Annotated in this window: 18 protein-coding genes and 1 tRNA gene; 7 read left to right on the top strand and 12 right to left on the bottom strand. The window is 67.4% G+C overall.

The window, feature by feature from the left end:
* The gene (locus tag ASE83_RS06360; protein ID WP_156352804.1) at positions 1-420 is read right to left on the bottom strand and encodes a hypothetical protein; all 420 of its coding nucleotides are present in this window, start codon (positions 418-420) and stop codon (positions 1-3) included.
* A 4-nt stretch (positions 421-424) separates the two neighbouring features.
* Positions 425-1,954, bottom strand: coding sequence for a CoA-acylating methylmalonate-semialdehyde dehydrogenase (locus tag ASE83_RS06355; protein WP_055786379.1), 1,530 nt, complete (start codon positions 1,952-1,954; stop codon positions 425-427).
* A 137-nt stretch (positions 1,955-2,091) separates the two neighbouring features.
* Here ASE83_RS06355 and ASE83_RS06350 point away from each other — a divergent pair, with 137 nt between their 5' ends.
* Positions 2,092-2,370, top strand: a complete 279-nt coding sequence (locus ASE83_RS06350; RefSeq protein WP_082443159.1) for a DUF2798 domain-containing protein — start codon at positions 2,092-2,094, stop codon at positions 2,368-2,370.
* Positions 2,371-2,460: 90 nt separating this feature from the next.
* Positions 2,461-3,693 carry a glycoside hydrolase family 27 protein gene (locus ASE83_RS06345; protein ID WP_082443158.1) on the top strand — a complete coding sequence of 411 codons (1,233 nt, stop codon included), beginning with the start codon at positions 2,461-2,463 and terminating at the stop codon, positions 3,691-3,693.
* A 126-nt stretch (positions 3,694-3,819) separates the two neighbouring features.
* Here ASE83_RS06345 and ASE83_RS06340 read toward each other — a convergent pair whose 3' ends face one another.
* Positions 3,820-4,950: an SGNH/GDSL hydrolase family protein gene (locus ASE83_RS06340; RefSeq protein ID WP_082443168.1), complete on the bottom strand. Its 1,131-nt coding sequence runs from the start codon at positions 4,948-4,950 to the stop codon at positions 3,820-3,822.
* 113 nt (positions 4,951-5,063) lie between these two features.
* On the opposite strand from ASE83_RS06340, the gene ASE83_RS06335 reads away from it, so the two are divergent.
* Complete coding sequence (locus ASE83_RS06335) at positions 5,064-6,083, top strand: cupin-like domain-containing protein (protein ID WP_082443157.1); 1,020 nt, start codon at positions 5,064-5,066, stop codon at positions 6,081-6,083.
* 120 nt (positions 6,084-6,203) lie between these two features.
* Here the strand turns inward: ASE83_RS06335 and ASE83_RS06330 are convergent, their stop codons facing one another.
* The 3 genes from ASE83_RS06330 to ASE83_RS06320 are packed head-to-tail and all read right to left on the bottom strand — an operon-like array spanning position 6,204 to position 10,497.
* Positions 6,204-7,697, bottom strand: coding sequence for a tryptophan halogenase family protein (locus tag ASE83_RS06330; protein ID WP_055786390.1), 1,494 nt, complete (start codon positions 7,695-7,697; stop codon positions 6,204-6,206).
* Positions 7,694-9,007 (bottom strand): tryptophan 7-halogenase, encoded by a 1,314-nt coding sequence (locus ASE83_RS06325; RefSeq protein WP_055786394.1) that lies wholly within the window; start codon positions 9,005-9,007, stop codon positions 7,694-7,696. The genes ASE83_RS06330 and ASE83_RS06325 overlap by 4 nt, the downstream gene beginning before the upstream one ends.
* Positions 9,004-10,497, bottom strand: a complete 1,494-nt coding sequence (locus ASE83_RS06320; protein ID WP_055786397.1) for a tryptophan halogenase family protein — start codon at positions 10,495-10,497, stop codon at positions 9,004-9,006. Before ASE83_RS06320 ends, ASE83_RS06325 begins: the two co-directional genes overlap by 4 nt.
* Before the next feature lie 179 nt (positions 10,498-10,676).
* Between ASE83_RS06320 and ASE83_RS06315 the strand changes: the two genes are divergently transcribed.
* Both ASE83_RS06315 and ASE83_RS06310 read left to right on the top strand, forming a co-directional pair.
* Entirely contained in the window at positions 10,677-14,006 is a 3,330-nt protein-coding gene (locus ASE83_RS06315) for a TonB-dependent receptor (RefSeq protein WP_162236594.1), read from the top strand.
* 203 nt (positions 14,007-14,209) lie between these two features.
* On the top strand, positions 14,210-15,550 hold the full coding sequence (locus ASE83_RS06310; RefSeq protein WP_055786405.1) for a glycoside hydrolase 5 family protein: 1,341 nt from the start codon (positions 14,210-14,212) through the stop codon (positions 15,548-15,550).
* A gap of 138 nt (positions 15,551-15,688) precedes the next feature.
* Here ASE83_RS06310 and ASE83_RS06305 read toward each other — a convergent pair whose 3' ends face one another.
* The 3 genes from ASE83_RS06305 to cpdR all read right to left on the bottom strand — a co-directional run bounded on the left by ASE83_RS06305 (position 15,689) and on the right by cpdR (position 17,923).
* Positions 15,689-17,275, bottom strand: a complete 1,587-nt coding sequence (locus tag ASE83_RS06305) for an amidase (RefSeq protein ID WP_055786407.1) — start codon at positions 17,273-17,275, stop codon at positions 15,689-15,691.
* A gap of 122 nt (positions 17,276-17,397) precedes the next feature.
* A tRNA-Val gene (locus ASE83_RS06300) sits at positions 17,398-17,472 on the bottom strand.
* Between the two features lie 73 nt (positions 17,473-17,545).
* A complete protein-coding gene (cpdR, locus tag ASE83_RS06295; RefSeq protein WP_055761907.1) occupies positions 17,546-17,923 on the bottom strand; it encodes a cell cycle two-component system response regulator CpdR in 378 nt (125 codons plus the stop codon).
* A gap of 101 nt (positions 17,924-18,024) precedes the next feature.
* Between cpdR and ASE83_RS06290 the strand changes: the two genes are divergently transcribed.
* Entirely contained in the window at positions 18,025-18,891 is an 867-nt protein-coding gene (locus tag ASE83_RS06290; protein WP_055786409.1) for an N-formylglutamate amidohydrolase, read from the top strand.
* A 186-nt stretch (positions 18,892-19,077) separates the two neighbouring features.
* Here ASE83_RS06290 and ASE83_RS06285 read toward each other — a convergent pair whose 3' ends face one another.
* From ASE83_RS06285 to ASE83_RS06275, 3 genes are all read right to left on the bottom strand, one after another.
* Positions 19,078-19,608: a cytochrome b gene (locus tag ASE83_RS06285; protein WP_055786411.1), complete on the bottom strand. Its 531-nt coding sequence runs from the start codon at positions 19,606-19,608 to the stop codon at positions 19,078-19,080.
* Complete coding sequence (locus ASE83_RS06280) at positions 19,608-20,393, bottom strand: SapC family protein (protein ID WP_055786414.1); 786 nt, start codon at positions 20,391-20,393, stop codon at positions 19,608-19,610. Before ASE83_RS06280 ends, ASE83_RS06285 begins: the two co-directional genes overlap by 1 nt.
* An 84-nt stretch (positions 20,394-20,477) precedes the next feature.
* Positions 20,478-21,920 carry an FAD-binding oxidoreductase gene (locus ASE83_RS06275; protein WP_055786419.1) on the bottom strand — a complete coding sequence of 481 codons (1,443 nt, stop codon included), beginning with the start codon at positions 21,918-21,920 and terminating at the stop codon, positions 20,478-20,480.
* A 76-nt stretch (positions 21,921-21,996) separates the two neighbouring features.
* On the opposite strand from ASE83_RS06275, the gene ASE83_RS06270 reads away from it, so the two are divergent.
* Positions 21,997-22,476 carry a hypothetical protein gene (locus ASE83_RS06270; RefSeq protein WP_162237160.1) on the top strand — a complete coding sequence of 160 codons (480 nt, stop codon included), beginning with the start codon at positions 21,997-21,999 and terminating at the stop codon, positions 22,474-22,476.
* The last annotated feature ends 32 nt before the right edge of the window (positions 22,477-22,508 follow it).

Here is a 22,508-nt window from a genome sequence, read left to right as displayed (position 1 = left end):
TCATCTTGGCAGTTTCCCCCGTCGTGCGGCGACCATGAAGCCGGTCGCGGCTGCACCGAGATTCGATATCGTCCATAGCCAGAACCCCGGTCCAGCCCCTTTGAACGCCCAGAACGCCGGCCGAAGGAACAGGTCGAACGCCTGCAATGTCGTTAGCAGCAGCAATGCGGACCACCCGATCAGCCAGCGCCACCCCATGCCCCAGAACGACAGCCCGGCGAGGACCCCGAACAGCGCGAAATTGGCCAGCCAGCCGAATTGATACGCCGGCAGCGCACGATAGCCGTTCAGCAGCAGCGCCCAGCCGCTCAGCATCGGCATCGCGCTCCACATCCCGACATCGATCGCCGGCAGCCACAGGCTGATCGCCCAACCGAGCAGGAACGGCATCGTTCGCATCAGTGCCGGGGAACGCCGCACCGCGTCACCCCATCGTCGGAATGACGAACGCATCCTGCGTCCGCGCCGCTGCGCCGTCCTCGGCCTGCACGCCGAGTGCCGATCCGTCGGGCCAACGCTGGGTGATCGTCTTGACCCTGGTCCAGAAGCGCACGCCTTCCTCGCCATGCTGGTTCACGTCACCGAATGCGCTGCGCTTCCACCCACCGAAACTGTGATAGGCGACCGGCACCGGGATCGGCACGTTGATGCCGACCATGCCGACATTGACCCGCGCGGCGAACTCCCGCGCGGCATGGCCGTTGCGGGTGAAGATCGCGACGCCGTTGCCATATTGGTGCTCGCTCGGCAGGCGGACGGCGGTTTCGAAATCGTTCGCTCGGACGATCTGGAGCACGGGACCGAAGATTTCCTCGCGATACGATTCCATCTGCGGCGTCACATGGTCGAACAGCGTCGGGCCGATGAAGAAGCCGCGCTCATGCCCCTGCAGGCTAAACCCGCGTCCGTCGACTACCAGCTCGGCGCCTTCCTCGACCCCCTTGGCGATCCAGCCCTCGACCCGCGCCTTGTGCTGGGCGTTGACCACCGGACCGTAATGGGCGTCCGCGTCGGTCGATACGCCGACACGCAGCGCCGCGATCGCCGGAATCAGCTTTTCGCGCAGGGCCATCGCCGTCTTTTCGCCGACCGGCACGACCACCGGCAGCGCCATGCAGCGCTCGCCCGCCGATCCGAACGCCGCGCCGGCCAGGTCGGCGACGACCTGATCGAGATCGGCGTCGGGCATGACGATGCCGTGGTTCTTCGCCCCGCCCATCGCCTGTACGCGCTTGCCCGCCGCGACGCCGCGCCGATAGACATAATGCGCGATGTCGCTCGACCCGACGAAGCTGACCGCGCCGATCGCCGGATGGTCGAGGATCGCATCCACCACCGTCTTATCGCCATGCACGACCTGCAAAATGCCTTCGGGCGCGCCGGCCTCCAGCATCAGTTCGGCAAGGCGCACCGGCACCGACGGATCGCGCTCGCTGGGCTTCAGGATGAAGGCGTTGCCGCAGGCGATGGCGACACCGAACATCCACATCGGGATCATCGCCGGGAAGTTGAACGGGGTGATCCCCGCGCCGATGCCGACAGGCTGCCGCATCGAATAGACGTCGATCCCCGGCCCGGCCCCTTGCGTATAATCGCCCTTGAGGAGGTGCGGCACGCCGCAGGCGAATTCGATGACGTCCAGCCCGCGCTGGATGTCGCCCTTGGCATCGGCGATCACCTTGCCATGCTCGCTCGACAGCAGTTCAGCCAGTTGCTGCATGTTCGCTTCGACCAGCTGCTTGAACGCGAACAGCACGCGGGCGCGCTTCTGCGGATTGGTCGCCGCCCAGCCCGGCTGCGCCGCCTGCGCCGCCGCCACCGCCCGGTCGAGATCGGCGGCGGTGCCGAGCCGAACATGCGCCTGCACCTCGCCGCGATTGGGATCGAACACCGCGCCCGTCGCGCCGTCCGTGGTACTCAAACCGCCCGCGATCACATGATCGATGACCCGCATATACTCTCCTGTCGGCTCGCGGTGATCGGTCTGTCGCCGACTCATCCGCGTGTAATTTTATTGCTTTTGGCATAGCGGCGCGGCGCTGTCAGCGGGCAATCGTCGGAACCTTGGGTCCTATCGTCCGCTTGGAGGCGATGAACGACGCTTCCCAAAGGACACGCGCGCAAGAGACGGTGAAGGTCCGGTCGCGCTTCCGCTATCGCCTGACGTCCTCGGTCATCAACGCGCTGATCTTCTCCTCGCTGATCGGTGCGGTCAGCGCATTGGTGCGGGTCGGGCCAGCGGGATTTTGGAGCGCGTTCGCACAGGGCGCGCCGATCGGCTTCATGACTGCGCTTCCCGCGTCGCTGCTGGTCGTGCCGATGGTGCAGCGGCTGGTCGACCACCTGTTCGGGATCGACCCGCCCGAATGACCGGTGTCATCCGGTTGACAACGCAGTCATATTAATAAGATAAATTGCTTGTATAAAGCCGGGCGACATTGGTCCGGTCGGGGAGAGCACATGCCGGCACGTTTTTCGACCATCGTCGCAACGCTTTGCGCAGGGCTGTGCGCCATCCAGCCGGTCGCGGCGCAGGAGGTGCTGGACACCGATCCCAACACGCTGGCCCCGTCCAAGGACCCCAAGCGCGTCGCCAACGGCTTGGCGCAGACGCCGCCGATGGGGTGGAACAGCTGGAACAAGTTCGCCTGCAACGTGAACGAAGGCGTCATCCGCGCCACCGCCGATGCCATCGCGTCGAACGGCATGAAGGCCGCCGGGTATGAATATGTCGTCATCGACGATTGCTGGCACGGCGCCCGCGACGCCAACGGCTTCATCACCGAGGACCGGCAGCGTTTCCCCAGCGGCCTGAAGGCGCTGAGCGACTATATCCATTCGAGGGGGCTGAAGTTCGGCATCTATTCGGATGCGGGCACCAAGACCTGCGGCGGTCGCCCCGGCAGTCAGGGGCACGAATACCAGGACGCGATCCAATATGCCCGCTGGGGTGTCGACTATCTGAAATACGACTGGTGCTCGACCGGCGTCCGCAATGCCGAGGAAGCCTATGCCACCATGGCCGATGCGCTGAAGGCCAGCGGACGGCCGATCCTGTTCTCCCTGTGCGAATGGGGCAATTCGAAGCCGTGGCTGTGGGCGTCGAAGATCGGCAACATGTGGCGCACCACCGGCGACATCACCGACAAATGGATCGGCAAGTACAGCTATAGCTGGGGTGTCGCGTCGATCGTCGACCTGAACGAACCGCTGTGGCCCTATGCCGGGCCGGGGCACTGGAACGACCCGGACATGCTGGAGGTCGGCAATGGCGGGTTGAACGACACCGAATATCGCGCGCATTTCTCGCTCTGGGCGATGATGGCCGCGCCGCTGATCGCGGGCAACGACGTCGCCACCATGAACCAGGCGACGCGCGACATCCTGCTCAACCGCGAGGTGATCGCGGTCGACCAGGACAAGCTGGGCAGCCAGGGACACCGCGTCGCGCGCGACGGCACCAGCGAGGTGTGGGTGAAGCAGATGGCCGATGGCGGGCGCACGCTGCTGCTGTGGAACCGGGGCGAGACGCCGGCACGGATCACCGCCGACTGGACGACGCTCGGCCTGCCGGCCGCGACCCGGCTGAAGGGCCGCGACCTGTGGGCGCACAAGGATCTGGGGCGGTTGTCGGGACGCTACAGCGCGGACGTCGCACCGCACGGCGTGGCGATGGTGCGGCTGAATCCGTAGGGGCGGAATACTCCATTCGTCACTCCCGCGAAGGCGGGAGTCCATATACGCTGGCGTCGCGGATCGAGCCGAACCGTCAGGGTCTATGGATTCCCGCCTTCGCGGGAATGACGATCGGGCGTCCGTTCACCGTCCCCAAACCCCCTTGCGCCCGTCGATCACCTTGCCGATCGCGGCGGCGATCTTCACGTCATCGGCGACGTTCGGGTGGAAATGGCACCCGCCGAAGCTCAGGCCCGTCATCGGCACGATGGCGAAGCGGGTTTCGCCCCCTGCGCGCAGCCGGTCGCCGACCTTCGCCACTTCGCGCGCGATCTCGCCATCGGCCAGGTCGGTCGCCCACAGCACGAAGAACGCGCGCGGGCTGCGCCGCCGCAAGTCCTGCACGAAGCGGACATAGCGCGCCTCGTAATCGGCATGGAGTGCGTCGCGGCTCTTCCAGCGTTCCTCGGGCTTCAGCGGCGTGGTGAAGTCGTTGGTGCCGAGCGAAATGACGATCACCTGCGGCTGCCACCCGGCATCGTTCGCGGGCGTCTTGCCGTCGAACAGCGCATAGGGATAGGCTTCGGGCACGGTCGGCGCGGCGAACCCGCCATAGTTGCGCACGATGCCCCGGCCGGAAATAGCGTTGACGCGGTACGCCGCGTTATAACGGCGCGACAATTGCCCGGCGACCCCCTGCGACGTGTCGGTCGTCTCCCACACCTGCCCTTCGGTACAGTCGCGGCTGGTCGAGGTGTTGCCATAGCCGACGGTGTGCGAATCGCCGATGAATTCGATCGCGCGCGGCAGGGCGGCCGGGGCGGCGAGCGGGGTCGATCCGGCAGGTACGAACAGCCCGCCGAACGCGGTCGCCCCGGCCTGCGATTCGCTGACCACATCGACGCGGACCCGGTGCCGGCCGGCATTGGGCGCGGTCAGCCGGTAGCGGCCGGGTGCCGGGCGGACCAGCGCGACCGGGGCAGCATCGTCGATCCGGACACGCAGCGACACCTCGCCCGGTCCGACCGCGACATCGACCGCCTTCCCCTGAAAGCTGCCCTCGAAATAGGTGCCCGGCCATTGCCGGCGATAGCGCGACAGGTCGCCCTCGCCCGCCGCCACCCGGCCACTGATGCGCAGCGGCAGCGCGCGGCCGGGCGCGGCATCGGCGGGCAGCGGGCGAAGGCCGATGTCGGCCGGCGTCTGTGCCGGAACGGCGACCGCAGCGGATACCAGCATCAGCGGCAGACCCGCACGCAACAGGGACGGAACCATCGGCTTCTCCTTATGCCCGCGCGCACCGGTCGCGCACGAAAACGGTGTATTTTGCCGGCCATAGCTGGCACGCACGCCTGGTCCAGCGAAAAGACGAGCGACGGAAACAGACCATGAGCGACTGGATCGACAACGCGCCGCGCGTCACCGAAGCGGCGATCCCGCACGATGCCGCCGGGTTCGACGCACTGCTCGACGCCGCGCGTCCGGTGGTGTTGCGCGGGCTGGTCGCCGACTGGCCGGCGGTTGCGGCGGGGGCGCAGGGGCACGCGGCGATGGCGGCCTATCTGCGGCGCTTCGACGGCGGACGGCCGCTGGGGCTGTTCGCTGGTCCGCCAGCGATCGACGGGCGCTTCTTCTACCGCGACGATATGCGCGGGTTCAATTTCGAACGCGGCAACATCCCGCTGCCCGTGCTGCTCGACGCGCTGCACAAGGCGGCGGCCGAGGACGTGCCGCCCGCCTTCTACGCCGGGGCCAGCGCGGCGAAGGACCATTTTCCGGGCTGGACCCGCGACAACGTCCTGCCGCTGCCGACCGGCGATGCGACCGCGCGGCTGTGGATCGGCAATGGCAGCCGCGTGTCGGCGCATTTCGACATGGCGAGCAACGTGGCGGTGGTCGTCGCCGGGCGGCGGCGGGTGGTGCTGTTCCCACCCGAACAGGTCGCCAACCTCTATATCGGCCCGCTCGACGTCACGATGGCGGGACAGCCGGCGACGATGGTCGACATCGAACGCCCCGACCCGACGCGCTTCCCGCGCTTTGCCGAGGCGCAGGCCCATGCGATCGTCGCCGATCTGGGGCCGGGCGACGCGGTGCTGATCCCGACCCTGTGGTGGCATGAAATTCGGGCGACCGGCGCGTTGAACGTACTGGTCAATTATTGGTGGACGCGCGGCACGTCCGATGCGCCGTTCCTGGCGCTGGTCCACGCCATCCTCGCGGTGCGCGACCGGCCGGCGGCGGAACGCGCGGCGCTAAGGACGTGGTTCGACCATTATGTGTTCGGCGACGATGCCCCGGCGGTGGCCGACCATTTGCCGGTCGCGGCGCGCGGGATACTGGGCGCGCCCGGCCCGGAACGGGATGCGCGCATTCGGGGCTATCTGCGGCAGATGCTGGGGGGTTGAGAAACACCAACGTCATTCCCGCGCAGGCGGGAATCCATAAACGCTGCCGATCCGGCTTGATCCCCGTCGTCAGCGCATATGGACTCCCGCCTGCGCGGGAGTGACGAAGGTGGTAGCAGTTCACCCCAGCCGTGCCAGCACCGCCCCATGCGGCGGCAGCTCGGCGACCGCCGCCTGCGTCGCGCCCCGCATCTGCCGGAGCGCACCGGCCAGCCGCGCCTCGTCCAGCGCATCGGCGACCGGATCATACCCGACCGGATCGACCCCCTGCCCCAGCAACACCGCGACCCAGCTCGGCGTGGCGAACAGCTCGTCCTCATAGCGGAATATCCGCCCCTTGTGGCGGAACAGGTCCAGCTTGCGCGTCAGGCTGTCGGGCACCTCCATCGTGCGAACATGGTCCCAGAACGGCGAATCGTCGCGCGCGGTGGCGTGGTAATGCAGGATGATGAAGTCGCGGATCGATCGATAGTTGTCCGCCATCTGCCGGTTATATTCGTCCCGCTCCACGCGGGAGAAATCGCGGTCGGGGAACAGCGCGAACAGCTTCGAAATCCCCTGCTGGATCAAATGGATGCTGGTCGATTCGAGCGGTTCTAGGAACCCGCCCGACAGGCCGATGGCGACGACATTGCCCTCCCACATCCGTTCCCGCTGCCCCGCCTTGAACGACAGGCGGCGGGGAGCTGCGGTGGCTACGGAATCGAGACGGGACAGCAGCAGCTTCTCAGCCGCGTCGTCGTCGAGGAAGCGGCTGCAATAGACGACGCCGTTGCCGGTGCGATGTTGCAGCGGGATGCGCCATTGCCACCCCGCCTGATGCGCCGTCGCGCGGGTATAGGGCAGCACCGGCTCGGTCCGCTGTGTCGGCACCGCGATCGCCCGGTCGCACGGCAGCCAGTGCGACCAGTCCTCGAACCCGACCCCCATCGTGTCGCCGAGCAACAGCGAGCGAAAGCCCGAGCAATCGATGAACAGGTCGCCTTCGACCCGGCGGCCATCGTCCAGCACCACCGCAGCGACATGGCCGTTGTCGGCGCGCTCGACCGCGACGATCCGGCCTTCGACCCGCGCGACGCCATTGGCCTCGGCCCGGCGACGCAGGAACGCGGCATAGAGCGTCGCGTCGATATGATAGGCATAGGCCATGCCCGACAAAGGCGAGCGCGGATCGCCGACCGGCGGCCCGAACGCGGCGGCGCGCGCGGCGACGATGCTCGGCGAATAATCGGCGATCGGGCCGATCCCCGCCTCCCCGCGCAGCTTCAGCCAGAGCTGGTGGAAATTGATCCCCTCGATATCGCGGCCGAAGCTGCCGAAGGGATGGAAATAGCCGCTGTCGGGACGGTGCCAGCCGGCGAACTCGATGCCCAGCTTGAAGCTGCCCTTCGTCTCGCGCAGGAACTCCGCCTCGTCGATGCCGAGCAGCTTGTTGAAGTTCAGGATCGACGGGATCGTCGCCTCGCCCACGCCGACGGTGCCGATGGCGTCGGATTCGACCAGGGTGATGCGGCGCTGTCCGTCGTCGAGGAAGCGGCCGGCGGCGGCGGCGGTCATCCACCCGGCGGTGCCCCCGCCGACGATGACGACTTGGGCGATACGGCGGTCGGTCATGCGGGATAATCCAGTGCGGCAAGACGGGTGGCAAGATCGTTCAGCAGGCGGGCGGCCTGCGCGGGCGCGACCGACAGCACGATCGGATCGGGGCGCTCGGGGACCATCCCCTGCCCCAGCAGCACCGCCGTCCACGCGTCACGCTGCACCAGTTCCTCGTCGGCCGGCACCACCTGACCCCGCCGCGCGAACTGCGCCAGCAGCCGGTCGAGCGACGCCGGGCGGGTGACGGTCCGCAGACGGTGCCAGAACGGCCCCTGCATCCGACCGCCGCCACGGTAATGCAGGCCCAGGAAGTCGCGCATCCGGTCGGCCTGCAACCCTGCGCGGCGGTTATATTCGGCCTGCAACAGCGGTTCGGGGTCGCGGGCGGGCAGCAGTTCGAGCAGCAGCGCCAGTTGCCCCAGCGCGAGGGTGAAGCTCGCGCGGCCGAGCGGCCCCGGCTGCACCGCCGCATCGCCCAGCACGACGACCCGCCCGGCAAAGGCTTCGGCCACGCGACCGGGCGCGATGGCGGTCCCCTCGCCACCGGCCACGACCCGCACGCCCGGCCATGTCGCCTGCCAGCCCTGCGCCGTCGCGCGGTAGCGGTCGCAGGTGCCGGGGTCCTCCTCCGCCGCGCCGAACGACACGCGGTCGCACGGCAGCGCGTCGCGCCAATCTTCGAACGTTCCCGCTCCGCTCAAAAGTCGCGCCGGGCCGCTGGCATCGACCATCAGGTCGGCCTCGACCCGCGTGCCGTCCTGCAGCCGGATCGCACCGTCCGGCCCGATCCCGGCAAAGGGCGCGGCGAAGCGCACGCCGGCCTGCCCGCCGATCGACGCCAGTGCCTGCGCCAGGCGCGCGGGGTCGAGGTGCAGCGCCGGCTCGACGCGCGGATCGGCGATCCCCGCCGCCGCCGCGACACAGCCGGGGTTGAGCGCGTGGAACGGCGGCACCCGTTCCCGAGCGTCGCGCGCGCGCAGCCAGAGCGCGGACAGCCGCCCTTCGGCCAGCGTCGCGGCGGCATCGTCACCGACCATCCAGTCCGAACCGTCGCGGCTCCAGTCGGCAAACACGCTGGCGTAACGCGGCCGTGCCACCCCGCGCGCCAGCAGCAGGTCCGGCGCCATCCCGACCCGCGCCAGCACGTCATGCACGGCGGGCAGCGCCAGCGGAAACCGGTCGGCCAGCGCGTCGGCGGGCACCGGCGCGGGGACCAGCGTTACGCCGGCACCCGGCAATGCCTGTTGAAGCGCCACCGCGCTCATCAACGCGACCGGACCACCACCGACGACCGCGACCGATCGCAATGCCGTGCGCGCGTTCATGCCAACCGCTCCAGCGCCGCATCATGGGTCGGCATCGCCGCCACCCGGTCGGCGATCGCCCAGGCGAGCGATCCCAGCGCGCGGTCCAGCCCGGCGGCGTCGGGCAGGTCGGCGCGCGGGTCCCACCCGTCGGGCACCACCCGCTGCCCCAGATATACCGCGACCCAGCTGGGTTCGAGGAACAGGCCGTGGCTGTATTTCGACACCTGCGCACTGCCCCGCCACAGCGCCAGCTTATCGGCCAGCGTCTCCGGAATCGCCATCGTCCGCACATGGTTCCAGAACGGCGAATCGTCGCGGGTCGTCGCATGGTAATGGAGGATCAGGAAGTCGCGGATGCGGTCATATTCGGCATCGATCGCCGCATTGAACCCGTCGCGATCGACATCCGCCACCCGCCCGTCGGGAAAATGTTCGATCAACGCGGTGATCGCCGCCTGCACCAGATAGATGCTGGTCGATTCGAGCGGTTCGAGAAACCCCGACGCCAGGCCCACCGCCACCACATTCCCCGCCCAGCTGCGCCGGCGCCGCCCCGCGCGAAACCGCAGGAAGCGCGGATCGGCCAGCGCTTCCCCATCCAGCCCGGCGAGCAACGCCGCGGCGGCTTCGTCGTCGGACACATGGCCACTGGCATAGACATAGCCGTTGCCCACCCGGTGCCGGAGCGGAATGCGCCAGCGCCACCCCGCCGGCATCGCCGTCGCGCGGGTATAGGGTTCGATCACGCCCTCCGGGCTGGCGCACGGCACCGCCACCGCCCGGTCGCACGGCAGCCAGTGCGACCAGTCCTCCCACGGCTCGCCCAGCGAATCGCCCAGCAACAGCGACCGGAAGCCGGAGCAGTCGACGAACAGGTCGCCCTCGATCCGCTGCCCGTCGTCCAGCGTCACCGACCGCACCGTATCGCCCGCGCGCTCTACGGCGACGATCCGCCCTTCGATCCGGGTGGCCCCGCGCGCCTCCGACCAGTCGCGCAGGAACGGCGCGAACCGGGTCGCATCGAATTGATAGGCATAGCCGAACGAGGTCGTCGGATCATGGGGATCGCTGCCCGGCCGTTCGAACCGGCGCTGCTCGGCGGCGGTCACCCCGGCGGAAAAGGCGCCGATCGGCGGCATCGCCCCTGCCGCCGCGCGGCGCAGCCAATAATGATGGAACGCCACCCCGCCCAGGGGACGGCCATAGGTGCCGAACGGATGGATGTACCGGTCGCCGATCGCGCCGAAGTCGCGAAACTCGATGCCGAGCTTATAGGTCGCCTCGGTCGCGGCCATGAACGCCGCTTCGTCAATGCCCAGGCGTTCGAGGTAGAGGCGCAAATGCGGCAAGGTCGCCTCGCCCACGCCGACGATGCCGATCGACTCGGATTCGACCAACGTGACGCTGCACGCCGCCGGCAACAGCCCGACCAGCCCGGCCGCCGTCATCCATCCTGCCGTACCGCCGCCCACGACGACGACGCGGACCCCTTGTGCCTGTTCCGTCATCCGCTCCCCGTCACTCTATCTGTCACCGCGCAGCCACACTTGGCCAAGGATCGCAGAATAGGGAAATTGATTTATCATATTTCTGTTGTGTTGCTGAAGCCGGAGTTTTACCGGGACGATAACCCGCGATGGCGAGGTTGTTGAACGGGTCCGACAGGGGACCAAGGGGAGGAAGCGTGATGGTGGTACGCCATAAGCAGACGGCTATGGACGGTTTTAACGCGCGCAAGCGGCTGGGTGCAACGGCATCGTTGCTCGCACTGACGGTCGCGGCACAGCTGGCAGCGACGGGTGCCATGGCACAGACGACGGTCGCGCCGGCATCACGCGACGACACGTCGAAGCCGCAGACCGAAACCGCCCCGCAGACCGATGGCGTCCCGGCCGGCAGCAGCGCCGGCAAGCGTCCCGTGTCGGGCAGCCTGTCGATCGAAAACCAGGGCAGCGTCGAGCAGTCGAACGTGACGGCGTCGGACCTTCAGACCCCGGCGGCCGATACGACGGACGGAGCTGACATCGTTGTCACCGGTCTGCGTCAATCGCTGGCGAATGCGCAGTCGATCAAGCGCAATGCTGACACCGTTGTCGACGCCATCACCGCCGAGGATATCGGCGCCCTTCCCGACCGTTCGGTCAACGAAGCGCTGCAGCGCGTCCCCGGCGTAGCGATCACCCGCTTCGCCGCCGCGACCGACACCGCGCACTTCTCGGTCGAAGGATCGGGCGTCACCATCCGCGGCCTGTCGTATGTCCGCGGCGAGTTCAACGGACGCGACAGCTTCGGCGTCAGCGGCGGTCGCGAGATCGGCTTCAACGACGTGCCGACCGAACTGGTCGGCTCGGTCGAGGTGTACAAGAACCTGACCGCCGACATGATCGAAGGCGGCATCTCGGGTTCGGTCAACATCAACACCCGCAAGCCGTTCGATACCAAGGAAACGCTGGTCTATCTGTCGGCCAGCGTGAACTATGGCGACTATAACGGCCGCAGCGAGCCGGCAGTGGTCGGCCTGTTCTCGAAGCAGTGGGACCTGAACAACGGCGGCCGTTTCGGCATCATGGCCAGCGGCAGCTACAACCGCCAGCGCAGCCGGTCGGACTCGGTGTTCTACTCGTCGTTCCTGCCGCGCTACAATGACGACAAGAACAGCAACGGCGTGCAGGACAATGGCGAAGGCCGCGTTCTGAACCCGGGCACGCCGTACCAGTCGACGCTGTGGGACCGCTATCCGGTGCCATCGGGCCGCGACTTCGTGTATGTGCCGCTGGGCGCCGGTATGCGTATGCAGGAGTTCGACCGCAAGCGCGTCGGCTATTCGGGCGCCGCGCAGTATGAGAACGCCTCGCGCAGCCTGTTGGTCACCGCGCAGTTCCTGCGTGCCGAATCGTCGCAGAGCTGGCTCGACCGCACCGTCGAACCCAACGTCTATTATGGCGATGCGAACCAGATCTTCCCGCAGGGCTACAACTCGTTCGCGCCGGTCGCCGGGCAGAATTTCAGCCAGCCGACCTATAGCGACGACGGCCTGTTCACCAGCGGGACGCTCATCAAGCAGTTCGGCGGGCAGTACACGACGCTCGGCAACCGCTATTTCCAGACCGACGGGTTCACGCAGGACCAGTCGCTGAACGTCAAGTGGGACCCGACCGACCGCCTGCACCTGAACTTCGACGGGCAGTATGTCTATTCGAAGGCGCGCGATTCGGACGACGTGGTCGAACTGTCGACGTTCAGCGGCGTGCGGATCGACGGGCGCGGCAACGTGCCGCAGATCACGCTGGTCCCGCCGGGCAACCAGGCGGTCGGCCCGTATTTCGCCAGCCAGACCAACACCTTCATCCGCGACGCGATGAACAACCGCACGCACAGCGACGGCGACGAATGGGCGTTCCGCGCCGATGCGCAATATGACGTGTCGGACGATTCGTTCCTGCGCAAGGTGCGCGTCGGTGGCCGCTACACCACCCGTGACCAGACGGTGAAGGCCAACGACTACAACAACTGGGGCGCGGTGTCGGACACCTGGACCTCGGGCCTTGCCACGGTCGACCGCTATCGCGACAGCATGACGCCGGTGAACTTCGCCGACTTCTATCGTGGCGAAGCGGTCCAGCCGCCGGTGGTCTGGGGCATTCAGGACGGCATCCTGACCAACCACGACGCGCTGACCGCGCTGCTGCGCACCGCCACCCGCCAGGGCGGCGGCGGCTATACCCCGCTCGAAGACCGCGGCACCGACCTGGTCGACGGCTTCTTCCGTCCGAGCGAGGTCTATCGCATCACCGAAAAGACCTATTCGGGCTATGCCCGTCTGGACTTCGGCGTCGACGGCCTTGGCGGTGGCGAAGGCAATATGTCGGGTAACATCGGCGTGCGCTTCGTCCATACGGAAGACCAGTCGTTCGGCGGCACCACTTTCCCGAACATCGCCAACACGCTGGGCGGTTTCCCGACCGTCGCGGCATTCTGCGCCAGCCCGAACACCAACAATACGGTTCGCCCGATCTGTACGGTGTCTGCGGCCCAGCAGGCGGCGATCGTCGCCTTCTCGAACAGCGGCAACGCGACCGGCGTGGCGACACAGTCGTTCGACAAATGGCTGCCCAGCCTGAACATCAAGTTCCAGCCGAATTCGCAGCTGCTGTTCCGCCTCGCGGCATCGAAGGCGATCTCGCGTCCGGGCTTCACCGACCTGCGCAACTTCGTCGGGCTGACCCCGTCGTCGGCGAACACGACCGGGATCTACGGCTTCAGCGCCAATTCGCGGAACCCTTTCCTCAAGCCGATCGATGCCAAGCAGGTCGACGTGACCGCCGAATGGTATTTCGCCAAGGTCGGCTCGCTGACCGCAGCGCTGTTCTACAAGCAGTTGTCCAACATCATCCTCGACAATTTCGGGTATAGCCGCAGCTTCACCAACAACGGCCAGACCTTTGCCGCGACGATCAACGGTCCGGTCAACGTGCCGGGCAAGGCCGACATCAAGGGTGCGGAACTGTCATACCAGCAGACCTACGACTTCCTGCCGGGCGCACTGCGCGGCCTCGGGACGCAGGCCACCTTCACCTACATCGATGCGGGCAAGATCCCGAACGCGGTGCCGGACAACCGGCCCGAGGACGGCAACCGTCCGCCGCTCGACGTGGCGGGGCTGTACGACAACCTGCCGCTGTCGCAGCTGTCGAAGTACAACTTCAACGTCTCGGCCTTCTACGACCTCGCCGGCGTCTATGCCCGCGTGGCGTATAGCTGGCGTTCGAAGTATCTGCTGACCAACCGCGACTGCTGCTTCCCGTTCCTGCCGGTCTATGCACTGGCAACCGGGCAGATGGACGCATCGCTGTTCTACACGGTCAACAAGCAGTTCAAGATCGGCGTACAGGTCCAGAACCTTCTCGACGCGACGACGCGGACGACGTTCGTGTTGAACCGCGACGGCCAGGAAGCGCCGCGCTCCTACTTCAAGAGCGATCGCCAGTTCCAGCTGACGGCGCGCCTTACGCTCTGATCTCCGAACCGGACATCACCTTCTCATGGGGTCGCAACCAACTGGTTGCGGCCCCTTTTTCTTGTGCATCGAACGCATCCGGCAATTGGGAAAACAAATATCAATATTGTCGTTGACAGCGATGACACTCCCCGCCCAAGCTACCACCATCGACTGGAACAAGGACGCGCCGGCATCGGACCAGCGCGCAGGAAGGGGACCTGATGACCACCATCGCTCGACGCACATTCCTCGGCACGTCCGCCCTGCTGGCGGGATGCACCCTGACGCCGCCGGTCGCGACCGCGCCGGCCGCCACGAACCGCGCGTTCGTCCGACGCGAAGGCGCGCGCCTGATGGTCGGCAACGAACCGTACCGCTTTGCCGGCGCGAACATCTGGTATGCCGCCTATCTGGGCGCCGACGCGCCTTATGGCGACCGGGCGCGACTGGGGCGCGAACTGGACGCGCTGGCGGCGATGGGCGTCACCAATCTGCGCGTGCTGGCCTCGGCCGAGGAAGGACCGCTCAAGAATTCGATCAAGCCGGGCTTTCGCGGCCCGGGCAAGGATTACAACCAGACGCTGCTCGCCGGGCTCGACTATGCGCTGGCCGAAATGGCCAAGCGGGGGATGCGGGCGGTGCTCTACCTGACCAATTTCTGGGAATGGTCGGGTGGCATGATGACGTACCTGTCCTACGTCAACGGCGGCCAGTATCTCAACATGAACGATCCGGCGCATCCATGGCCGGAATTCGCCAACTACAACGCGCAATTCTATGGCAACCAGCGGGCGATGGAGCTGTATCGCGACTGGATTAGCGCGGTCGTCGGCCGCACCAACAGCGTGACCGGCATCCGCTATGCCGACGATCCCGCGATCATGGCGTGGCAGCTGTCGAACGAACCGCGCCCGTCGGGCGACGTTGCGCACGCCAACCTGCCGCAATTCTACGCCTGGGTCCGTGCCAGCGCGCAGCTCATCAAGTCGATCGATCCCAACCACCTCGTCTCAACCGGCAGCGAGGGGCTGAAGGGTGGCCTCGAGCGTGCCGACATCGTGCTGGCCGAACATGCCATTCCCGAAATCGACTATCTGACCGTACACATCTGGCCGAACAACTGGGACTGGGTAAAACAGACCGACCTCGCCAACACCGCCGCAAGGGGGGAAATGTTGACGGACAAATATATCGCCGACCACGTCGCGCTGGCGAAGCAGCTGGGCAAGCCGATGGTGATCGAGGAGTTCGGCTATCCGCGCGACGGCGGCAGCAACGATCCCGCCGTGGCGACGACCTACAAGGATCGCTTCTACGGCCGCATCTATACCGCTGCGCTGAAAAGCATGACCGAAGGCGGGCCGATCGTCGGCACCAATTTCTGGGCATGGAATGGCGAGGCGCGCGCGCAGCATCCAGACTATCGTTTCGCCGAAGGCGACCGGCAGTACATGGGCGACCCGCCCCACGAACCGCAGGGCTGGTACGGCATTTTCACCGGCGACACGACGATCCGTCTGGTAGCGGATCAAGCGGCCGCCATTGCCCGGTTGCCGCGATAGTAGAGACATCAACTACCTTCGCCATTCCCGCGTAGGCGGGAATCCATAGACGCCAACGTCCTGGCGAGAAGCACGACGCTAGCGCATATGGACTCCCGCCTGCGCGGGAGTGACGATGAGCATAATCCCGAAGCGTGGTCAGCGCCGGGCGCCCTCCAGCCCCGGCGCGACCGCCTGCGGCAGATAGCGCGGCGCAACCCGCGCCGTCGCCCGCTGCTCATAGGCATAGCCGGCCGACAAGATCGCCGCATCGGTGCCGGCGGTGCCGATGAACGACAGCCCAACCGGCAACCCCTGCATCAGCCCCATCGGCACGGTCAGATGCGGATAGCCGGCCACCGCCGGCAGTTCCGACGCCGACGGTCCGCCATATTGGTCGCCATAGACCGGATCGCTCAGCCACGCGGCGGCATAGGTCGGCTCGACCAGCAGGTCGGCACGCGCCGTCTTCAGCATCGCATCGATCCCCTCGCGCCCCGCCAGTCGCAGCGAGGTCGCGCGCGCGGCGCGATAGGCCGGATCGGCCAGCCCCCTGGTCTGCACCGCCGCCTCGAACAATTCCTGCCCGAAGAATGGCATCTCGGCAGCGGCATTCGCACGGTTGAAGGCAATGACCTGTTCCAGCGTCCGCGCCTTCACCTCGGCGGGCGTGGTGGCGAGATAGGCGTCGAGATCGGCCTTCAGTTCGGTCTTGAGCACCAGCAATTCCGCCTCGCCCAGCCCGTCGAGCTTGGGCGGCGTCACCTCGACCAGCGTCGCGCCGGCCGCCCGCAGGACCTTCAGCGCGGCGTCGAACCGTTCGGCCAGCGCCGCCGGCATTCCCGCCGGACGGATAACCCCCACGCGCTTGCCCGCCAGCGCCCGTGCCGACAGACCAGCCGCATAGTCCCGCACCACCGCCCGCGCTGTGGCGGCATCGGTCGGATCGGGTCCGGCCATCGCCGACAGCAGCAGCGCGACGTCGCGGACCGATCGCCCCATCGGCCCGGGCGTGTCCTGGCTATGGCTGATCGGCACGATCCGGCTGCGACTGACCAGACCCAGTGTCGGCTTGAACCCCACCAGCCCGTTGATCGACGACGGACACACCACCGATCCGTCGGTCTCGGTCCCGACCGCCACCACTGCCAGGCTGGCCGCGATCGCCGCGCCCGATCCTGACGACGATCCGCAGGCGGTCCGGTCGAGCGCATACGGGTTGCGCACCAGCCCGCCGACCGCGCTCCACCCGCTCATCGACCGGGTGGAGCGGATATTGGCCCATTCCGACAAATTGGTCTTGCCCAGGATCACCGCCCCGGCACGGCGCAGATAGGCGACGACCGGCGCATCGCGGCGGGTGATATTGTCCTTCAGCGCCAAACTGCCGGCGGTGGTCGCGATGGGGTCGGCGGTTTCGATATTGTCCTTGATGAGCACCGGCACGCCGTGCAGCGGCCCCCGCACCCGCCCCGCGCGACGCTCGTCGTCCAGCGCCTTGGCCTGTGCCAGCGCATCGGGATTGGTCGCGATCACGCTGCGCAAGGTCGGCCCCTGTCGATCGATCGCCGCGATCCGGGCCAGATAGGCTTGGGTGAGCGCCACGCTGCTGGTCGCGCCCGATTGCATCCGCTGCTGGAGTTGATCGACCGACACTTCCTCGACCGGTTCGACCTGCGTCTGCGCGGCAACCGGCACCGCGATCGACGCTAATGCAGCAACGCCGATAAAAGTTCTGCCGCGCATATCCGTCCCCCATTCGATCCGATGACGCGAAGCTATCGCAGCCACCGGTTCACGCAATGGTCGAAACTGAGCCCGGACAGCAAAAACCCCGCCAATCCAACGGACTGACGGGGTTTTCTAAGTGGTGGGCGCGGCAAGGATTGAACTTGCGACCCCTGCGATGTCAACACAGTGCTCTACCACTGAGCTACGCGCCCGGCGCTTCCTTCCGGAGAGGGGAGCGAAACCGGAGACGCGCTGTTAGCCGCGCCGATTCCGCCTGACAAGCCCCTAATTGCTGGTCGGGATTCTTTCTCCCTCGAACAACCGATCCACCTCCGCCACCAGCTCGCGCAGGTGGAACGGCTTGGACAGGATACGGGCGTGCGGCACCTGCCGCCCGGCCTTCAGCGTGACCGCGGCAAAGCCGGTGATGAACATCACGCGCAGGTCGGGCACCATTTCCCCGGCGCGCTGCGCCAGTTCGATCCCGTCCATCTCGGGCATCACGATGTCGGTCAGCAACAGGTCGAACGATTCGGTCTGCAGCAACGGGATCGCCGCCGTGCCCCGGTCCACCGCGCTGACGAAATAGCCGGCACGTTCCAGCGCGCGCGTGAGATATTCGCGCATCACCTGATCGTCCTCGGCCAGCAAGATTCTGAACATCCGACTCCCTTCGATGCAGGCCCCTTTTCTATGCCGGTGACGGTTAACATTTTCCAGCCGGACGCTCGACAAGCGCGACGGGGCGTGATCCTTTGCGACCGATGGAAGCAACCCCCGCCCCGCCCTCGTTCGACCGGTACGGACCGGACGAACCGTTGTCGCCGGTGGTGGTGTCGGTGCCCCATGCCGGGCGCGAATATCCCGAAGCGATGCAGACGTTGCTGACCGTGCCCATCGCCCGGCTGACGACGCTGGAGGACCGCCATGTCGACGCGGTCGCACGGCTGGCCGCGGGCGAGGAGACGATGTTCGTCGCCCGCCGGGCGCGCGGCTGGATCGACCTCAACCGATCGCCGGTGCGCGACCGCGATCCCCAGGTCGATGCCGGAGCCGATCCGCGCGCGTTCGCCGCGCAGGCGTCGGACAAGGTGCGCAGCGGCATCGGGCTGATCCCCCGCCGGGCGGGCGGTGCGGAAAATATGTGGCGGCGCAAGCTGAGCGATGCGGAGGTCGTGGCGCGGATCGCGGAGGATCATGCGCCCTATCACGCCGCGCTTGCCGCCGCGCTGGGCGCGGCCCATGCCCGGTTCGGCATCGCGCTGCTGCTCGACCTGCATTCGATGCCGCCCCTGCCCGGTGTTTCAGCAGCGCAGGTCGTGCTGGGGAACCGCCATGGGCATAGCGGTGCGACGCTCTTCACCGATACGGCCGCCGCGGTCGTGCGGGCGGCCGGGCTGCGGCTGGCGGTCAACCATCCCTATGCCGGCGGACATATCCTCGCCAGCCATGCCCGCCCGCGCGCCGGCATCCATGCGCTGCAACTGGAAATCGATCGCAGCCTGTATCTGGACGACCAGCTCGATCGGCCGGGCAGCGGCCTCGCCACGACCGCTGGCTGGGTCCGCGCGGCGATCGATGCGCTGGCCGCCGCCGCGCTGGCCACCACCCACCGCATCGCAGCGGAATAGCCCCCAGAAAAAAGCCACCCCGTGCGGTGCACGGAGTGGCCAAGGTTCAGGGAGGAGGCGCGTGAAACGCGCCGCACGGTCCAACGAAAGGGGGGACATCGAACCGTGTAAGAACAATCTAGGGAGCAGGTCGGACGGGTTCAAGACCCATTTTACGGTTGACCGTGACTTTATCGCAACGGCGCGTCAGCGGACCCCGCGACCACCCGGGAGCATCCGCAACAACACCCCGTCGCGCAGCAGGAAATGATGCCGCAGCGCGGCGGCGACATGCAGCGCGACCAGCCCGGCCATTGCGAATCCGACGACCTCGTGCAGTTCATGCCCCAGATGCGCCGCCGAGGGCGAAATCGGCAGATAGGGGATCGGGAACAGCCCGAACCAGTCGAGCGGATACCGCTTGGCACCCGACGCCATCGCCCATCCGCTGAGCGGAACGACGAGCAGCAGGACGTAGAACAGCAGGTGCGACGCCTTGGCCGCCATCCGCTCCCAACCCGGCATTTCGGGCGGAAGCGGCGGCGGGGCATGGCCCAGCCGCCAGCCGATCCGGCCGAGCGTCAGGGCCAGCACGGTGATGCCGATCGCCTTGTGCGCCGACATCGACCCGCCGATCAGGCCGATCCACAGATTGACCAGCACCAGCACGGCGATCACCCAATGGAACAGGATCGCGCCGCGCGAATAGCGCCGGGCGTGGATCGGCCGGGTCACCATCAGAAGGTCGGCACCGCGACCGGCTGCGGCTGCACCTTGCCCTGGCGCATCTGGCGCGCGAACACGTCACGCATCAGCGACAGCGAGAACAGGTGCGCGAAGATCAGCGGGAGCATTCCCGACTGCTGCATCTTGCGCAGTTGATCGCCACGCAGTTCGTTCAGCTTTTCCTCGGACACCATCTGGAACCCGCGATAGATGAAGGGCTGGTCGTTGCCTTCCTGCTGGATCGCGACTTCGCCGTCCATCAACAGGCCCAGGTCCTTGATCTCCTTCATGAACATGCCGGTGCGCTGCCCGGCCTGCTCGAACTGCTCGTTGAAGGCGAGGATCTGCTTGGTCACCTCGCTCGGCTGGTCGCCATCGAACAGCCGCTCGCCATCTTCGAACGGGCCGACGACGTCCGACGTCGGGTCGAAGCACAGCGACAGGTCCTCCGAATCGGGACGCAGCCGGGCGAGCAGATAGGGATAGCGGCGGATATAGGCCGGGATATAGGTTTCCGGGTCGATCAGCCGGCCCTCATCGTCCATGAAGGTGTTGACGCCTTCGTTCAGGCCCATCAGCGCCAGCGGCACGGGATCGTCCCCGACCGAGAAGACGATCGGCATCCGGCGCTGCACCATCGGGAATTCCTCGACGGTCACGGGGATGGCGTGCTGGCCGACCAGGAACGGTGCGGTCTCGCTCGCGCGGACCTTCCAGTCGGCATGGGTCTGGCTCGAAAGCGGTTCAAGCTGGTTGTAGAACAGCGGAAGCGATTGATTCTGTGGCGCGCTGGCCATTTCAGGGTCTCCAGATACTCTATGGTCGGCCCGGCGATACCTTGCCGGGCGGCCGCCCCCCCGGGCGAGCCTCAAGGGCCGTGTCTATGGATTGGCGATGCGGGGCGCAAGCGATACGAGTTTGCCGGGATTGAACAGGTTGTCGGGGTCCAGCCCGCGCTTGATCGCGCGCAGCGCCGCCAGCCGCGCGGGCGGGCCGAGCCGTTCCAGTTCGCCGAGCTTCATCTGCCCGATGCCATGTTCGGCGGAGATCGATCCGCCCGCCGCCGTCACCGCATCGTGGACGAAGCGGGTGACGACCGGCGCATCCTCGGCATACCAGCGTGCCGGATCGACGCCTGCGGGGGCGCGAACGTGGAAATGGACATTGCCGTCGCCCAGATGGCCGAAGGCGGTGGCATGGCTCCCCGGAAAGCGCGCCTCCGCCGCCCGCGCAGCCTCGACCATGAAGCGCGGCATGGCGGCGACCGGCACCGAAATGTCGTGCTGGACCGCTGGCCCGGTCGACTTCTCCGCCGCCGACAGCGAATCGCGCAGCGTCCAGAACGCCTCCGCCTGCGTCTCGCTGATCGCCAGCACGGCATCGGCGACGAGCCCGGCCTCAATGCCGTCTGCCAGCAATTCCTCCAACAGCGGCCCCGGCGGCGATTGGCCGGGGGCGGCCACCGCCTCGATCAGCAACTGCCACGGATACTCGCCCGACAGCGGCGTGCGGGCGCCGGGCACATGCGCGACCGCCAGCGCCAGCGTATCGGCGGGGATGATCTCGAAACTCTCGATCCGGTCGGTCGCCGCCTGCATCCGTCGCAACAGGTTCAGCCCCGCCTGCGGATCGGCGATCCCGACCCATGCCACCGCCCGCTCCGCGACCGCCGGGACCAGCTTCAGCGTGACGGCGGTTACGATGCCCAGTGTCCCCTCCGCCCCGACCAGCAATTGCGTCAGGTCATAGCCGCGATTGTCCTTGGGCAGCGCGGCAAGGCCGTCATGCACGCTCCCATCCGGCAGCACCGCCTCGACGCCCAGCACCAGCCGCCGCATATTGCCCCAGCGCAGCACCTGCGTACCCCCGGCATTGGTCGCAGTGAGGCCGCCGATCGTAGCGCTCCCCCGCGCGCCGAGGGTGAGGGGAAAGCGCTGCCGCACAGCGGCGGCGGCCTCGTGCAGAGTTTGCAGGATAACACCAGCCTCCGCCACCGCCTGCCCCTCGCCGATGTGGCGAATGCGGTTCAGCCGGCGGAGCGACAGCAGCACCGCCGAACCGTCGGCCGGCGGCGTCGCCCCGCCGACCATCGACGTATTGCCCCCCTGCGGCACCAGCGCGACGCCGTGCCGTCCGGCCAGCGTGACCAGCGCCGCGACCTGGCGCGTATCCGCCGGCTCGAACAGCGCGGCGCTGGTCCCGCGATACCGCCCGCGCCAGTCGGTCAGCCACGGCGCGATCCGGTCGGCGTCGGTGGTAACGATCCGGTCGCCGAACGCGCTGCGGGCGTCGGCGATCATGGCGGCGATGGCAGGCAACGTCATCCTAACGGGTTAGCATCCCGCCGCCCCTTGCCGCCAGTTCATCTGAGGTTAAATCTCATCATAGGATGATCTCCGCGTGACCGCCCTGCCGCTTTCCGCAGCGACCATGATGTTGCTCCTGCTCGCCCTGCCGGGTGCGGCACAGCGGCGCCCCGTGGAGACGCCACCGGCAACGACCACGATCCGCACCGAGGTGCGGGTGCAGCGGATCATCCTGCGCGTGCCCCGTGCGCCCTTCGCCCCCGCCGCCTACAGCGCGCCGCGCGCCCTGCCCCCGATCCAGTGGGTCGAAAAGCGTACCGACCGCTGCGTGCCGCTCCAAAACCTGGCGGCGGTGACCATCAACCGCACCGACAGCGTCGACCTGCTGCTCAGCACCGGCGGCCGCATCCGCGCCCGGCTGGCCGACGATTGTCCCTCGCTCGATTTCGTGTCGGGCCTGTATATCAAGCCCAGCGGCGACGGCCGGATGTGCGCCTCGCGCGACGTCATCCGCTCGCGTTCGGGCGGCCAATGCCGCATCGCCGCGTTCCGGGCGCTCGTCCCGGCGCGCTGACCCACGGAAACCTTGACTTTTCGGGCGTTTTT

The organism is Sphingomonas sp. Leaf32, assembly GCF_001421765.1.
Classification (GTDB): Bacteria; Pseudomonadota; Alphaproteobacteria; order Sphingomonadales; family Sphingomonadaceae; genus Sphingomonas.
The sequence above is the reverse complement of the archived record's forward strand: the minus strand, read 5'-3'. Positions and strand labels throughout refer to the sequence as shown.